The organism is Aquimarina mycalae, assembly GCF_029906345.1.
GTDB lineage: Bacteria > Bacteroidota > Bacteroidia > Flavobacteriales > Flavobacteriaceae > Aquimarina.
The window spans coordinates 296420-313399 of the sequence record NZ_JARYGY010000007.1; the positions used below are offsets into that span (position 1 = coordinate 296420).

At 31.6% G+C, this 16980-nt stretch carries 13 protein-coding genes; 4 read left to right on the plus strand and 9 right to left on the minus strand.

Translation table 11 applies throughout. The annotated features are described in order from the left end of the window. Nucleotides 1–23 precede the first annotated feature (23 nt). Nucleotides 24–2057: an alkaline phosphatase family protein gene (locus QBK95_RS17755; RefSeq protein WP_280935895.1), complete on the minus strand. Its 2034-nt coding sequence runs from the start codon at nt 2055–2057 to the stop codon at nt 24–26. Nucleotides 2058–2557: 500 nt separating this feature from the next. Between QBK95_RS17755 and QBK95_RS17760 the strand changes: the two genes are divergently transcribed. Next, nucleotides 2558–3640, plus strand: a complete 1083-nt coding sequence (locus QBK95_RS17760; RefSeq protein ID WP_280935896.1) for an acyltransferase family protein — start codon at nt 2558–2560, stop codon at nt 3638–3640. A 3-nt stretch (nt 3641–3643) separates the two neighbouring features. Here the strand turns inward: QBK95_RS17760 and QBK95_RS17765 are convergent, their stop codons facing one another. The 3 genes from QBK95_RS17765 to QBK95_RS17775 form a co-directional block, all read right to left on the minus strand. Continuing rightward, the gene (locus tag QBK95_RS17765) at nt 3644–5248 is read right to left on the minus strand and encodes a sulfatase-like hydrolase/transferase (protein WP_280935897.1); all 1605 of its coding nucleotides are present in this window, start codon (nt 5246–5248) and stop codon (nt 3644–3646) included. Beyond that, the gene (gene mfd / locus QBK95_RS17770; protein ID WP_280935898.1) at nt 5245–8613 is read right to left on the minus strand and encodes a transcription-repair coupling factor; all 3369 of its coding nucleotides are present in this window, start codon (nt 8611–8613) and stop codon (nt 5245–5247) included. The genes QBK95_RS17765 and mfd overlap by 4 nt, the downstream gene beginning before the upstream one ends. Before the next feature lie 66 nt (nt 8614–8679). Continuing rightward, entirely contained in the window at nt 8680–9822 is a 1143-nt protein-coding gene (locus tag QBK95_RS17775; RefSeq protein ID WP_280935899.1) for an aminotransferase class V-fold PLP-dependent enzyme, read from the minus strand. A 176-nt stretch (nt 9823–9998) separates the two neighbouring features. On the opposite strand from QBK95_RS17775, the gene QBK95_RS17780 reads away from it, so the two are divergent. Beyond that, the gene (locus QBK95_RS17780; protein WP_280935900.1) at nt 9999–10430 is read left to right on the plus strand and encodes a tellurite resistance TerB family protein; all 432 of its coding nucleotides are present in this window, start codon (nt 9999–10001) and stop codon (nt 10428–10430) included. A 42-nt stretch (nt 10431–10472) separates the two neighbouring features. Here QBK95_RS17780 and QBK95_RS17785 read toward each other — a convergent pair whose 3' ends face one another. The 5 genes from QBK95_RS17785 to fbp form a co-directional block, all read right to left on the minus strand. Further along, nucleotides 10473–12011, minus strand: coding sequence for an ATP-binding response regulator (locus QBK95_RS17785; protein ID WP_280935901.1), 1539 nt, complete (start codon nt 12009–12011; stop codon nt 10473–10475). 4 nt (nt 12012–12015) lie between these two features. Continuing rightward, nucleotides 12016–12507: a Rab family GTPase gene (locus QBK95_RS17790; RefSeq protein WP_280935902.1), complete on the minus strand. Its 492-nt coding sequence runs from the start codon at nt 12505–12507 to the stop codon at nt 12016–12018. Further along, nucleotides 12494–13318 (minus strand): cell envelope biogenesis protein OmpA, encoded by an 825-nt coding sequence (locus QBK95_RS17795; protein ID WP_280935903.1) that lies wholly within the window; start codon nt 13316–13318, stop codon nt 12494–12496. The genes QBK95_RS17790 and QBK95_RS17795 overlap by 14 nt, the downstream gene beginning before the upstream one ends. Before the next feature lie 18 nt (nt 13319–13336). Then, complete coding sequence (locus QBK95_RS17800) at nt 13337–13690, minus strand: fructose 1,6-bisphosphatase (protein WP_280935904.1); 354 nt, start codon at nt 13688–13690, stop codon at nt 13337–13339. Between the two features lie 320 nt (nt 13691–14010). Then, complete coding sequence (gene fbp, locus QBK95_RS17805; RefSeq protein ID WP_280935905.1) at nt 14011–15021, minus strand: class 1 fructose-bisphosphatase; 1011 nt, start codon at nt 15019–15021, stop codon at nt 14011–14013. 176 nt (nt 15022–15197) lie between these two features. Between fbp and QBK95_RS17810 the strand changes: the two genes are divergently transcribed. Further along, entirely contained in the window at nt 15198–15677 is a 480-nt protein-coding gene (locus QBK95_RS17810; protein ID WP_280935906.1) for a GNAT family N-acetyltransferase, read from the plus strand. A gap of 39 nt (nt 15678–15716) precedes the next feature. Beyond that, the gene (locus QBK95_RS17815) at nt 15717–16970 is read left to right on the plus strand and encodes an aspartate kinase (protein ID WP_280935907.1); all 1254 of its coding nucleotides are present in this window, start codon (nt 15717–15719) and stop codon (nt 16968–16970) included. Nucleotides 16971–16980: the final 10 nt, after the last annotated feature.

Genomic DNA, 16980 nt, shown 5'->3' on the forward strand with positions numbered 1-16980 from the left:
TGTTAACCTATAACAACAGGATCTTATTTAGAGCAAGTACGATATCCACCTTGTCGATATTGAATTGTTTTACTTTTTGAATCTGCCCAAACCAATGTTACTGTTTTTCCATCTCCACAGATTGAAATAGGATTATCTGGAACGATATTAACATCATTCATAGACTCTTCCTTTGTCCATCCAGCTTGATCTAATGTTCCATATCCATTTGAAAGTTCATTTGTCGCCGAATAAATTCCTGTGAGACCAAAAACTTCGGTATAAGCATTTGTTATATCTGCATAACCTCCTCCGTGTACTAAATGTATTTCTCCAGATACCGTTGCCATGGTCATTTGCCCAATATTTTGGTATTTATTTCCCAAACTAGCCATTTTTTTTGAAAAATTTCCAACGGGATAATCTGTAACAGACCATTGATGTAACGAAGTATTGTTTTCTGGTGCTGGATTGCCTTGAAAATCTACAGCGTCAAATGCATTGAATGCTCCTACGTTATAAGAAGTCATTCGCATATAACGGGTATTTCTCTCTTTATAGACTAAAAAAAGAGATGCACCTAGTTGTCCTAATGTCATGGGACCATCTGTTAACTGATTTACGGAAATAACGCTATTAGAAAAACCATTTGCATTTCCTTGCATAGATTGTATAAACCCATCAGACGAAACCCAACATAGCATCAATTTATGAGTAGCATCTACCATATCATAATAGGTAGTAATCGCAAAACCTCCTGATGTTTTTTGTTGTAATGATTCCGTCTTTGACCATTTCTTTTTAGAGTAGTTATAGCAGTTTGATAAGATTTCGCCATCGATTCCTGTATGAATCAATACAGTAATATTATCTATAGTAGTCAATGCTATTGTTCCTTTTGTTGTTATTTCTAAAGGATTAGGCTGACTCCAGCCAGATGAGGTAAAAAAACTATCAAATAGTTCACCATTACTATTAGAAAACATCATATGTAAGCCAGTTGTTCCTTGTGTAATTGCTAATGCGTTTCCAGTAGGGAAATCAGTGGCAGTAGGTGGATTCCATTTAAAAGATTCTCCCCAAAGAAAACGAAACCAATTCGCACCATAATCATTCTTATATAATGATTCTAACTGAAAATTCTCTTGTACTGTACGTATGAGGTTGTAGTGATTGTAAGGAGTAGATATTACAGTTCCTGGTGTAATCATATCTCCTAGAAGTACTGTGTATATTTGATTAGGGCCATCATAATTGGTGTCATATCCAACCGCATTAAAATCGGCCTCATCAAAAGTAATAACGATCAATGTTCCTTTAGGTACATTAGATGCTGCCCATGCTTTTTTTGGATCAGTTAGGAGAAGATCTATGTCTAGATTTAAACCCAAAGAATCTAATCCTGTTGAAGTTCCTTCCTGGATATCAGTGGTAGCAATATTGCCTAGAAACACGTGTTCTAACCAGGCAGATAGTTGAGGTACTAATTGTGTACGTGGATCGGTATCAATATGAGTATTATATAGATAATGTCCATCGTTCCATATATCAGGAGTGAACCAACTGTATTCAGGTAGAGATTGATTGGATACATCCTTCCAAAAATCAATATCGCTTACAATCTTATTCCATCTTCTTTCTTTTTTTTGAATTGTATGAAAAGAAGCAAAAGCATTATGCTTACGATAATATCGAGACAATTGTTTGGCTCCTTTTGGTGGATATTGATTGATTGGTTGTTCTTTTTCAGGATATGTAGATTTTGACCATTCTTTTTTCCAAGGTTCACCTGGATAAGCTTCCATATAGGCTTTCCAGGATATATTTTTGGCTTCTAATACATCTACTAGTGTTTGTTGCATTAAGGGAGTCGAAGGAGGTGTGTCATTGGTGACATTGCAGATTTCGCCTGCCAATGAAGCTATGTAATTAGTTTGAGATGGATGAAATGCACCAAAATAATTGGACATTTCTGCTCCTACTTTTGCTAATTTCTTTAAAAAAGGATTTTGCATTACATAGCTTCTGTATTGATTTTCAAACATTACGGTAATGATACGATCAAAAGGTTTTTTCATAGGATTGGTTATTAGCTACTAATTTTATGCTGTTACGACCTTTAATAATTACACATACATATCGGAATGCATATATTATTTAGAATAAAACATACAATAGTTCTCCTATGTGAATTTCAAAATTGTGATTGCGAAGTTCACTTTAGAGAAACCATAAACGTCTATCGTTTAAGCTCAATTATGTACTTGAGATATGGTGGGAGTAAGTTATGCTAAGCTATAAAAATTATCTGAAATTTAAGGTGTGGGGATTAAGTTTTTTAGCTATTTTTTCCCTATAAATTATCTCTTAAATTTATAGAAGTGAGACTTTAATTGTTTCTCTAATTACTTAATCATTTAGCAAACCTTAACAAGAAGAAAGATTATCTACAGATTCATTATTTTGAGTTAAAATGGACAATAGAATTCATGAAAATAATCAGAATACTTATCTTTTTCATTTTGAATAGATTTAGAAAAAGGTTGGAGAATTTGTTTTTTACTTCAATATTTACAAAATGAAACTAACAATAGATCAAACTAATTTTTTAAAAGGGATAGGCATCTTATTAATAATGTTTCATAATTTTTTTCATTTACTGCCTCCATTTATTGGCGAGAATGAATTTGATTGGGATGCTACAAGGGTGTATAAGTTAGGTACTACTTTATTTAATTCACCTTCTGCTTTTTTCAATATTGCCTTTAGTTATTTTGGCCATTATGGAGTGCAAATATTTATTGTATTGAGCGGTTATGGCTTAAGCATGAAATATCTTCAGAATAATGAAAAAATTAAACTAGTTCCTTTTATGATTAATCGAGTTAGTAAATTATATCCAGTATACGTGCTATCAATTATTTTTTTAATAATAACCTTTTTATTAAGAGATTCTAGGGTTTTAAATGTTTACGAGATGCGTGATTTGCTTTTTAATCTTTCTTTCGTGAATAATTTTCTTCCAAACAAAGCACTTAATATTAATGGACCATGGTGGTTTTTCTCTCTTATCGTTCAATTATATGCTGTTTTTCCTTTATTCTTTTTCCTTTTGAAGGAGAAAAAAATGAAGTATGTACATGGAATAATTTTCCTAATCTTATTTTATTTAATATTTGTTTTTCTTCAACCCTTATTACTAAAATATGATTTAAATATTCTTTTTTTATTTCTAGGTCATTTACCAGAATTTGTTTTAGGAATGGTATTGGCTTTTAAACCAGAATTCTATAGAAAAAAATATTTTTTAATACTTCTTTCTATAGCCCTTTTTGTTTTGGGTAATTTTATAGAGTTTTTATTTCCGTTAACCTTTATAAGTATTTCTTTTTTTCTTGTTCGGAGTTTAATTTGGTTGGAGAACTATATTCATAATGCTATTAGAAGAAATATAATAACACTTGGTGAAATAAGTCTATATGTATTTGCTTTTCATGGCTTTTTACGACAACCATTTGCCCAATATAGTCAAGAGGCTTCGGAAACTATTAAAATAGTTTATGCAATTTTATTTTCTATAATAAGCCTACTAATTGCTTTGTTTGGAAAAAGAATAATTTTATTCATTAAAGCAAGAATTAAAATTAACAATAACGAATAACAATTAATTATTCTGTTTGTTATTAAAGATTTTCTCGAATTTTTTATTTTTTTGAATTACCCTAGGTCTTTCAGTAAATTCTGAATTGAAAATACTTCTTCTCTTTTCGAAACGATCAAAAGAGATGTTAATTAGATCAGAAATTGAATGAATTAGATCATCGTTCATATATGGGTATGAGAGATCAAGTTTTAAGTTTTTACGTTCTTGATACTTGGGAGAAGTCCATAAAAGAAACGGTATTTCATACATAGGTTTCGTAGGATTATCTTCAGAGTGACCGAAAAAGTCATTATCCTGATATACTTCTTCCCCATGATCTGAAAAATATAAAACACATGAAGCAATATTCTTAACACGTATTTTTTCTATTATTTCTCTTAGTATAAAATCATTGTACAATACCGCATTATCGTATTGAGCAATTATTTGTTCCTTAGCACTGTTATTATTTTTAAAATGATTGAATTCTTTAGGATATCGTTTATCATAACTTACATGGGTTCCAGCAAGATGAATGAAAATTGCTTTTTTAGAAATGCTATCATTCAAAATTTTTTGAAAAGGAATAATTAGTTCTTCGTCAAAAGGTGTAGTATCTGTATCTATAGCAATATTTATAAACGTACTATAATCAGCAGCAGAGGAAATTTTGGTAATTAAGTTTTCATGGAATCCAACAGGTCTTTGATTTGAGATCCAATAGGTTTTAAAACCTGCTGCATTCATAAGTTGGATTATACTACCATTACTAGTATCAACTTCATTTTCATAATTAAGGAGTGTTAGCGTTTTAGTTAGAGATTCTATTGTAGCGGTATGTGGACTTATTACGTTCTGGAAGACAAAAAGCTCGTTTTTAATTTTATTCAGTCTTGGATTGGTATCTTTTTCATACCCATATAGACTCATTTTGTTTTTTGTAGTCGATTCTCCGATAACAAAGATATATGTTTCCTCTTCGGCAATTTGATTTCTTTGTACGTTGGTAAAAGAACCATTTTGAGTATTCAGTTTAAAATGATCAAATTTTTTGGTTTCTTGTTGATATTGAACCGTTGCTTTTATAAGACGATAGGGAACATTATAAATAATTAATTTGGTGAGTTTTAAGAATACTAGTGACACTAGTAAAATACCAAAGAAACTCCCTAGTCTACGAGTTGTACTAAATTTAGGTAGAAAATTGTAATCATTGACGGTTTCTTTAGTTTTGATATAGCAAAATAATATGGTAACCGAAATTAACAAAGAAAAGCTCACAATGATTTTATCTAAATATGCGGCTATATACTCAGAGGTTTCAATTTGATTTGTTTCAAACAAAATGTATACAGCAGAGGCATTAAAATTAACACTATATAGATAATAAAATACACTCTCAAACCAGACGAATATTCCAAGAATAATATATGCTAACAAAAGAAGTATTTCTTTTGTTTTACTACTTCTGAAAAGACCAAGTATTAGTAATATAAGCGTGTAGAAGATTAAATTTTCAATTAAGTTATATACTCTGCTAATGCTGAATTCCTGAAATATAATTTCAAAAAATAAAGCGAGTACAGCAGGAAAGAAATAAATAATTAAATAAAAATATTTTTTCATTCGCTATGTTGCTTGTTAGTAGATAAAAAACGAAAAGGTTCTAAAGCTTTCATTGCCTTGTTTACTGAATCAATATTTTCGAAGGTTAATAGTAATCTCAATCCATTTCTTGTGTTTTTTTCTTTCATTTTACAAGTACCTGGATTTTGCTGCACGAATTGCAAGACCTTAGTGAAAGCAGGACTTTGATAAAAGCTGGATTGTTGATCACTTATAAAATATCCTATTAATTTATGCTGTTTCATTATGATCTTTTCAAGACCAATAGATGTTGCAATCCATTTTATTCTAACAGAATTCATAAGATCGACAGCTTGATCTGGTAATTCACCAAAACGATCCATTAACCTTTTTTCATAAGCTTGTAATCCATCTTCTTCTTTAATCGTATTGAGTTCAGTATATAGATTAAGACGTTCTGTAATATTATTGATATAACTGTCTGGAAATAATAACTCAAAATCAGTATCAATTTGAGTATCTTTTAAATACACCTTTTCTTTTTTCTCATCTTCATATAATGTTGCAAACTCATTTTCCTTTAGTTCTTCGATTGCTTCATTCAGTATTTTTTGATAGGTATCAAAACCAATTTCATTGATAAAACCACTCTGTTCACCACCTAATAAATCACCAGCTCCACGAATTTCTAAATCTTTCATTGCAATATTAAATCCACTACCAAGTTCAGAAAACTGTTCTAGGGCGGTAATCCGTTTTCTGGCATCTTCTGTCATTGCAGAATAAGGAGGAGTAATAAAATAACAGAAAGCTTTTTTATTACTTCTACCAACTCGACCGCGCATTTGATGTAGATCAGAAAGCCCGAAGTTGTTAGCATTATTAATAAAAATTGTATTGGCATTGGGTACATCCAATCCACTTTCTACAATAGTTGTAGAAATAAGCACGTCAAACTCGCCATTCATAAAAGAAAGCATAAGACTTTCTAACTTTTTACCTTCCATCTGTCCATGACCAATACCAATCTTAGCATCAGGAACAAGTCTTTGTACCATTCCTGCAACTTCTTTAATATTCTCTATTCGGTTATGAATAAAGAAAATCTGTCCACCTCGCTGAATTTCATAGCTTACCGCATCTCTAATAGTTTCTTCACTGAATCGAATTACATTGGTTTCAATTGGATATCGATTTGGTGGAGGAGTAGTGATGGTAGATAAATCTCGTGCTGCCATTAAACTAAATTGCAATGTTCTTGGGATTGGAGTAGCTGTTAACGTTAATGTATCTACGTTTTCTTTGATAGTTTTTAGTTTATCTTTTACAGAAACTCCAAATTTTTGTTCTTCATCAATAACCAGTAACCCCAAATCTTTGAACTTTACATTTTTGTTGACTAATTGATGTGTTCCTATAATAATATCAACTTTACCTGAAGCTAAATCTTCAAGGGTTTCTCTTTTTTGTTTTGCAGTTCTGAAACGGTTTACATAATCCACAACTACAGGGAAATCCTTCAATCGTTCTCTAAACGTTTTTGCATGTTGAAAAGCCAGAATTGTAGTTGGAACAAGTACTGCAACTTGTTTTCCGTTATCTACAGCTTTAAAAGCTGCTCTAATGGCTACTTCGGTTTTACCAAAACCAACATCACCACAGATTAATCGATCCATCGGTCTTTCACTTTCCATATCAGCTTTTACAGCTTCTGTAGCAGTACTTTGATCTGGTGTGTCTTCATAAATAAAAGAAGCTTCTAATTCATGTTGTAAATAGCTATCAGGATTGTATTGAAATCCTTTTTGTAGCTTTCGTTTTGCATATAATTGAATGAGATTAAAAGCAATATGCTTTACTCTTGCTTTGGTTTTTTGCTTTAATGTTTTCCACGCCTTCGAACCTAGTTTGTATATCTGAGGTGGTTTTCCATCTTTACCATTAAATTTAGAAATTTTATGTAGTGAATGAATACTTAGATAAAGAACATCTCTTTCTCCATAAATTAATTTAATGGCCTCTTGTTTTTTGCCTTCAACGTCTATTTTTTGTAATCCACCGAATTTACCAATTCCATGATCGATATGTGTCACATAATCCCCAACTTCTAGATTCGTAAGTTCTTTAAGGGTAATGGCTTGTTTTTTAGCATACCCACTTTTTAAATTGAATTTATGGTATCGTTCAAAAATTTGATGATCCGTATAGCATACGATATTACGATCATGATCAATAAATCCTTGAAATGCTGAAAAAACAATGGTTTCATATTGTTTTACATCAAGATCCGCATCATCAAAAATATCATGAAAACGTTTAGCTTGCTGTTCACTTACGCAAAAGATGTAATTTTTATACCCATTTGCATAGTTTTCATTGAGGTTTTTAATGAGTAAATCAAATTGTTTATTAAAAGAAGGTTGAGGTTTAGTGTCAAATTTAATTGCATAATCAGCTTTGGTCAGTGGTCGATTGCCAATTTCTACTAAGGTAAAATCCAGAAGTTGCTTTTTTATCAATGCTGAATTGGCAAAAAGCTCTTCTGGCGTTCCGTGTTTAATATCTTCAGAAAGTGTTTTAAAAGCCTCTTTGGCTTTTTCAAAATTTTTATCAATTCTTGCAGATAGTAAATCAATGTCTTTGGCAAAAACTACAGTTTTTGCATGAATATATTTTAGGAAACTTTCTCGTGTTTCCTGCATTGCTTTGTTTTCTACATTAGGGATAATAGCAATCTTTTTAATTTGATCAGTAGACAATTGAGTTTCTACATCAAAAGTTCTGATGCTATCCACTTCATCTCCAAAAAACTCTACACGATATGGTTCATCATTGCTAAAAGAAAAAACATCTACAATACCACCTCTTACAGAAAATTCTCCTGGTTCGGTTACAAAATCAACTCTTTGGAAATGATATTCGAACAGTACTTCATTTACAAAATCCAATGATAAAGTGTCACCAATTGTAATTTTTAGAGTATTTTTTTCAAGCTCTTTTCTGGTAACTACTTTCTCGAATAAAGCATCTGGATAGGTTATAATCAGTGCTGGTTTTTTTCTAGAATTGATTCGATTCAATACTTCGGCACGTAATAAAACATTTGCATTATCGGTTTCTTCGATCTGATAAGGTCTACGATAACTACCAGGATAAAAAAGAACATTTTTATCGCCCAATAATTGCTCTAGGTCATTGAGGTAATAAGCCGCCTCTTCTTTATCATTAAAAACACATAAAAATGGTTTTTCTGCTTGGTTAAAGGCATCTTCGATCACAAAGGATAATGAAGATCCAACAAGTCCCTGAAGATGCGTTTTTGTTTCAGATTGGGCAATAGCTTTCCCTAGTTTCTGTAATTGCAGAGACTGTGCAAAAGTTTGCGTGATTACTGTTTTACTCACGTAACAAAGATTTTAAGGGCAAATATAACAGCTATCTAATTGTATCCAAAAGGAGTATGTGATTAATTAAGAGAATTGAGCTATTAATTTCTCGAAATCAATTGAAGTATTATAAACATTACAAGAAACGCGCATCGCATTTCCTCTAAATGAAACAAAAATTTGCTCATCTTTGAGCTTGGTTTTTAACTTTTCTAAATTTAGATGCTCAGGAAGATAAATTCCAAAAAGATGATGTGCTCTGTAGTTGTCATCTTCAATAAAACAATCTAACTCCCTAAGTTTTTTAATAGCATTTTGTGAGATGGTTGAACAGTATTTCTGAATGTTTTCAGGTTGCCATGTAATCAATTGCTCTATGGCTCTGATCATCATTGGAGTTAGTACAAAGTTGCTAGATTCTCCAACTGAGTATCGCGCTGCTTTTTCTTGATATCGATCTTCATATGTTGTGAGACCAGAAAAATCTTCACTATTATATCGATTCATCCAATTATGTTCTATAGGAGTTCCGTTATTAAACGCATCACTGTAATAGGCCATTCCTATTGAATATGGACCAAGAAGCCATTTGTATCCTCCACAGATAAGCGCATCGGGCTCAATTTCTGTTATTGAAAAAGGGAAAGCACCCACACTTTGGGTTCCATCAATAACGAGCATAGCTTGTACCTCTTTGGTTTTTTCTCTAATGGCTTTAAGGTTAAATAAAGTTCCATCTGCCCAATGCACTTGCGGCATCGCTACAACAGCCGTTTTTTTAGTAATTGCGTTTAGAATATTTTCGTTCCATAGCTTTCCTCTGTTCGGTAATTCGACGGGAGGTTTAATAACTTTGATGATCGCATCATTTTTCTTGGCAACCTCTTGCCAGATATAAACATTACTCGGGAATTGTTCGTCTACAAGTAAGATTTCATCTCCTTTTGTGATAGTGATATTATTAGCGGCGTTAGCAATACCATAAGATACAGACGGGATAATTGCAGTATTTTGATAATCAGAGGCTTCAATTAAGGTGGCAAAACGCTGTTTTAGAACTTCTTTTTGATTAAAGAAATCTTCTGGTAATATTTCGTTGGGTTTACCTTTTCTAGTAACAGATTCTATTCCAATTTTAGTTACTGATTGCAGTTGCGGAGACATATAGGCTCCATTTAGGTAAGTAATATTTTCAGAAAGGTCAAAAAGATGTTTTTGATTTTGCATAAAACTTTATTTTGAAACTAAAATTACTTTATCTAAATAGATTGAAAAAGAGTTTGTGAAGATATTAAGAATCCTCCATTTTGAGGACGTAAAAAGGGATCCTAAAAAACCCTGATTTTAAATTTCAAAAGGATTTTAGTTTACTTATATTTGCGGCAAATAAAATAAAAGAATACATGTCAATATCTGATTTATTTGATAGTGGGTTTCAGAAAAGAAACCAGGATCACTTTGCAGCAATCGTAAAAGTGGCGATGAGCGATGGAGTAATTACTGATGGAGAGAAGGCCTTTTTAGATAGGTTGGCTCGTAATTTAGATATTTCTGAAGAACATTATAAAGAAATCCTTAAGAATTATCAATCACATCCTATTAATCCTCCTACAAGTTATGATAGAAGATTAGAGCGTTTATATGATTTATCTAGAATGGTATACGTAGATCATATAGAAGGTAATGCTGAGTTAGTGATTCTTGAGAAGTTGGGTGTTGGTCTTGGATTTAGTCCAGATAATGTAAAATATGTTATCGACAAAGCACTTAAATTGGTTCGCAAAGGTGTGGATAGTGATACTTTTGTTGAAGAAATAAAAAATATGAATCGATAAATTATAGATTATTGATTTCGATTAATATAAAAAAAGCCGCTTTTATGAAGCGGCTTTTTTGGCTATTTGTTTTACTATTTTGTAAATAAGATCTTCTTGTTCAAATGGTTTAGCTATAAAGTCATCCATTCCTGATCGTAAACATTTGTCTCGTTCAACTTCTGTTGCTTTTGCAGTAAACCCAATAATCGGAACTTCAGAAATTACCTTATCTCCATAATTATTCCTGATCATATGAGTAGCTTGATATCCATCTACCTTTGATAGTTTTAAATCCATAAGCACTAAATCATAGTTCCTTCGTTCTAAGTAACTGATTGCTTCTTCACCATTAATTGCTACATCGACAAAGAAACTACCATGACTTATCAGTACTTTCATAATCAAAAACTGAGTTGCTTCTTCATCCTCTACTACCAATACCCTAAACTTCTTTTTAGTATCTGGAAGGTTGTATTTTTTCTTTCTTTTTTGAGGAGTAGATTTTGTGACATCAAATTTAAAAGGCAGTTTGATATCAAAGACAGTTCCTTTTTCGGGTTGACTGGTTACTTTTATTTCTCCGTTAAGCAAGTCAACTAAGTCTTTTACAATAGCTAAGCCAAGTCCGGTTCCTGAGATCTGTTTATCTTCATTAAATCGAGTAAATCTATTAAATATAGTTGCTAGATTTTCTTCTTGAATACCAAAACCAGTATCTTCGATCTTAAAACTTATACTAAGCTTGTTAGTTCGTTGGTAATTTTTGGTTACAGAAAGACGAACGATACCTTGCTCTGTAAATTTAAAAGCGTTATTAAGTATGTTATTTAAAATTTGGTATACTCGAGTTCTATCTCCAATGATGTATTCCTGTATATTAGGATCAATATAAGTTTCAAATTGTAATCCTTTTTCCTCTGCTAACTTAGTGTAGGTTTCTTTAAAACCTTCCATAAGATTTACAAATAAAAATCGTTCATCCACAATTTTTATTTTACCAGATTCAATCTTAGCAATATCGACCATATCTCCAATCAACTCATTTAAATGGAGACTTTGCCTCTTGATAATTCTAGCCAATTCTTCCTGTTCAAAACTTAAATTAGTTTTCTCAAGTATTTCGACAAATCCTAAAATACTGGTTAAAGGTGTTCTAATTTCATGATTAATATTTGCAATAAAACTGTTTTTGAATTTTTCCTTTTCAATCAGAAACTTGTTTTTGAGCTCTAATTCTTTTGTTTTAAGGATAGATTCATTTTTTTGCTGGGCAATTTTATTAAGCTCATAATATTTTGAAGTATAATCAAATAAAATGATTGTAATTTCTTGAGCGTTTAATTTTATTGTAACGTCACAAATTTTTTCAAGTGCTCCATCATCTAGATGGATACAAGGGAAATTATAAGTAGTTTCATCTTTTTCAAAAACCTCGATAAATCCCTTTATAATTTCAAAAAAAGGATGGGCATCATAGATTGAGGATTGAAGGTTCCACTTGAATATATTAGAATCAGTTTCCTGAATAATTCCATCGAGATTAACTACGATACGTTGTGTTTTTTGACTAAATAGTAATTTGTCTTCTTGGTGAGCCATAACACTAGGTGGTTAATTCCTTAGCAAGATCTAAGAAGAAATCTTGCACGTTTTTATTAGTTTTAGCACTAGTTAGGCAATCAAAATTGATATTTTGCTCCTTAAGTTTTTTTATAGTGTCCTTTTCGTTAACCTTATCCAATTTATTACCAATAACCTTGATATTTACTTTTGGGTGGTTTTTAGAAAGGTATGCTAAATCTTGATCCAAATTTTGGTAAGTGTCAATTCTGGTTAGATCAAATACGTAAATAAACGCATTAGATCCTAATAGATATGATTTTCTAGTATCTTCAATATCTGCGTGACCTTCTGTATCCCAAATAATCATTGAGAGTTCTCTGCCGTCAGGCATTTCAACTACTTTCTTTTTAATCTGAACACCAAGTGTAACTTTATAATCTTCAGAAAATTCGTTGTCGATAAAACGTCTGAATAACGACGTTTTTCCAACACCAAAGTGTCCTAAAAGCACTACTTTTTTAGACAATTTCATCTTCAAAATGTTTTTTTAATTTTTTGGTAAAAAGCTCACTATTTTCTATATCTCGTTTGGAAATATGATGTTGAGCAAAATCAATAATTTGATCTTCTAATACTTCCTTAAACATCATATTATATGCTCCAGAAATAACAGCGGCAATATAATACGAATAAAAATTTTGGATATGAATTGTATACAATTCATATTCTATGGCTTCCAGATTTTGATTTCCTCCCTGAAAAGCATCTTCTACAAAACTCTTAATGGCTGTTAGCATACCTGCAACCATATCTTTATCTACAGTACCTTCTCCTAATGGACTATAATCTGTTATGAGTAATCCAGAATCTTTTTCAACCACAAACATTTGGATTAACCTGGGTTTGGCATATTCTGATATGGCCAGATCGCCATCGCTAATTCCTTGTGCTCTGGCTTTGGTTCTTTTAAACCAATTTCTAAAAGAAAATGCTTGTTTGGTTTTTTTGTTAATGTTTTCACTTAAAAGTTTCATTTCATGAGCAATATATTTCTTTATCATCTTACCGATAATAGGAAATAATGCTTCTACAACTGCATCTTGTGAATTCTTAATTTCTTCCTTTAGGGCTTCTGTAATTGTTGGTCCAAGAGTTTTTGGGATTTCTTGAACAAATTCATCCAATTTATCATCTATAATAGGATCAACCTTGTGAGAAAGTTCTTGTTTTTGGTGAACAATTTTACTTAACTCATCTACTTTTCTAGCAATGGAATCTGCATACTCCTTTTCTTCAGTGAGAAGAAGTTCTTTAAGAATTTTGAGTTTATCCTGCTCTTCCATGTTTTTGGATAGATTGGATTACTTTTTATTAATTTTTTCACCCATAGCAATCAAAAGATCACCTAATGTCTTTCTATCTACTTTTTTAGAATCCAGCATTTCTACTTTATCCGCCAGATTATCTTCTAATTCTGTGATTCTAATGTTTATATCAGTACTAAGGTTATCGATTGCTTGATTTAATTCTTTACGAGTATCGTCTATAAAATCTTCCAGCTCTCTTTTTTTAGAAGAAATATCTTTTTTTACTGTTTCGAATTCAGAATTATAAGCAGCAATGTTTTCTCCAAAAATCAGATTTTTTATTGCTTCTATTTTTGAGGATGGATCGTTTACTACTGGTTCTTCAACAGCTTTATTTTCTTTGGCCATTTTGGTTGATTTATATTGTTGTTTTATGAGCTACAGGTAAATTTAATATAAAAACATTAAAAATAGGAGTCATTGACTCATAATGTTATATGTAAGCCACTTTTACTATAAATGTGATACGTTTATTTGCCTTAGAGTTTAAAAAATGGGTATGTAGGGGAAACTCTTATAATTTTGTTTTTTCTCTTACAAGAATACTAAAAATTAAAATTATTTAATCAATTTAAGGGTGATTTTTTGGAAATTCAGACGTCTATAGATCATTAAAAATAAACTCATAAGATAAAAAGAGCATCGATTTCTACAACTGAACAATTATTTTACGCTTCAGAAGATTTCATAAATTCCTCTACTTTTTCAACCATATTTTTGCTACCGCAAATAAACGGAGTTCGTTCATGCAGTTCTGTAGGTTTTATTTCTAAAATTCGCCTGAATCCATCACTGGCAAATCCTCCAGCTTGTTCTGCAATAAAAGCCATAGGATTACATTCGTATAATAAACGAAGTTTTCCGTTAGGAGACTTAGAAGTACTAGGATACATATATATCCCGCCTTTAATCATATTACGATGTATATCACTAACTAATGAACCAATATATCTGGAAGTATAAGGACGATCTTCTTTTTCTTCCTGACAGTATTTTATATAATCCTTGATCCCTTGAGGAAAATGAATATAGTTTCCTTCATTAACTGAATAAATGTTACCATCATCAGGAAATCTCATATTAGGATGTGATAAATAATACGTTCCTAAAGCAGGGTTTAATGTAAAACCGTTCACACCATGACCTGTAGTGTATACTAACATTGTAGAGGTCCCATAAATAATATAACCAGCAGCAACTTGTAAATTACCAGGTTGTAAAAAGTCTTCTATAGTTACAGGTGTTCCTGTTGGGGTAACTCTGCGATAAATAGAAAAAATGGTTCCCACTGAAACGTTTACATCGATATTGGAACTACCATCCAACGGATCCATAAGAACAACATAATTATTTCTATGATCGCTTTTCTGACCTTTTATTGTAATGAAATCATCATTTTCCTCGGAAGCGATACCACATACAATTTCTCTGTTAGTTAGTGTATTGATAAACGTTTCATTAGCAAGAACATCTAGTTTTTGTTGATCTTCTCCTTGGATGTTAGTCTCACCAATAGCTCCTGTAATATCAACCAAACCGGCCTTATTTACTTCATGGTTTACCATTTTTGCTGCTAAACGAATAGAATTGATTAATCTAGAAAGCTCTCCGCTAGCAAATGGAAAATCTTGTTGATTTTCAATAATAAACTCTCCTAAAGTTTGGTTTTTTCTCGCCATCTTGGTAATGTTGATTTTGTGCAAAAGTATTATTTTTTAGATAACTACAACGTTTTCATAACTCTAAATTGTTAAACTTTTTTAAGATTTATAAAAACATAAACAAGAGAAGTATAACATTAGAAAATTGTCTGTATTCTAATACATATTTTATAGTTTTGATAAACTTTAGATCTATGGACTATTTAATTAGAGATGCAGTGGCCAATGATATGCCACAGGTTCTATCACTTATAGAAGAACTAGCAATTTTTGAAAACGAGCCAGATGCTGTAGAAGTTACTACAGAAGAGCTGGTGAAAAATGGTTTTGGAGAACGGCCTCTGTTTCATTGTTTTGTTGCAGAAACAAAAGAGGAAATCGTTGGAATTGCATTGGTATACTTCAGATTTTCTACTTGGAAGGGGCGAACCGTACATCTCGAAGATTTAATTGTTAGAGAATCGATGAGAGGCACTGGTATCGGAATGGCATTATATAAAAGAGTCATGCAGTACGGTAAGGAAAAGGGAGTAAAAAGGGTAGAATGGAATGTTTTGGATTGGAACAAACCAGCAGTAGACTTTTACCTAAGAAGCGGCGCTAAGATTCTGGAAGGTTGGCAAGTTGTACAAATGGACGAGGAAGGGTTGAATACCTTTGTGTCAAAAAATTAAATAGGTTTTCCTAGAATTGATTATGAAATTATTTATTTGATGAGAGTTTTTAAGTTTGGAGGAGCGTCGGTAAAAGATGCTAAAGGAGTAAAAAACGTGATCAATGTATTGCGTAAAGTAGGTAATTCTAATATCATAATCATTGTTTCTGCAATGGGTAAAACTACGAATGCTCTAGAAATAGTAGTAGACCACTATCTAAAAAATAATTCAGAATTAAACAATTCGGTTGATTTTATAAAGAAATATCATAATGAAATTATAGATGAGCTTTTTGAAAATAAACAACATCCAATTTTTGAAAAGATCAATTCGTTTATTTCTGATATGCAAACAACACTTGCAAGAAATAAATCTACACAATATGATTATATATATGATCAAATAGTTTGTTACGGAGAATTAATTTCTACAACAATAGTGAGTGAATATTTGTCTGAAGAAGGCTATGGTAATCAATGGTTGGATGTTAGAGATGTAATAAAAACGGATGATGTATATCGCGATGCCACTGTTGATTGGGAAATCACTCAGCAAAATATTGCTGAAAAAGTTGATAAAAAAGGATTAACTATCACGCAAGGATTTATCGCATCAAATACAAATAATTTTACTACTACACTTGGTCGTGAAGGAAGTGATTATACTGCGGGGATTTTTGCATATTGTACAAATGCTGCTAGTGTAACTATATGGAAAGATGTGCCTGGAGTCCTTAATGGAGATCCAAGAGTTTTTCAGAACACAGAACTTCTTTCCCAAATCTCCTATGAAGAAGCAATAGAATTGGCTTTCTATGGAGCTTCAGTAATTCACCCTAAAACATTGCAACCATTACAAAGAAAGGAAATTCCTTTGTATGTGAAATCTTTTTTAAATCCTGAAGATGATGGTACTTCTGTTAAAAAAGGACAAGGATTAGTGCCGCATATGCCTTGTTATATCGTTAAGAGAAATCAATTGTTATTGTCTCTCTCTTCTTTAGATTTCTCTTTTATTGTTGAAGATAATATTAGTGAGATTTTTAATCTTTTTCATGTATATCAGCTAAAAGTAGATCTTATTCAAAATTCTGCAATAAGTTTTTCTGTATGTTTAGACGATAAATTCAACAATTTTGAGAACCTTTTGAAAGAATTAAAGGCCAGATTTAGGGTTACGTATAATAAAAATGTTTCCTTATATACAGTGCGTCATTTTACTGATGAAGCCATACAGGTTTTGGAGAACGATAAAGATATTTTACTGAAACAAATTACAAGAGAGACCTATCAAGTAGTTGCAAAACAATAAGATACTCTAT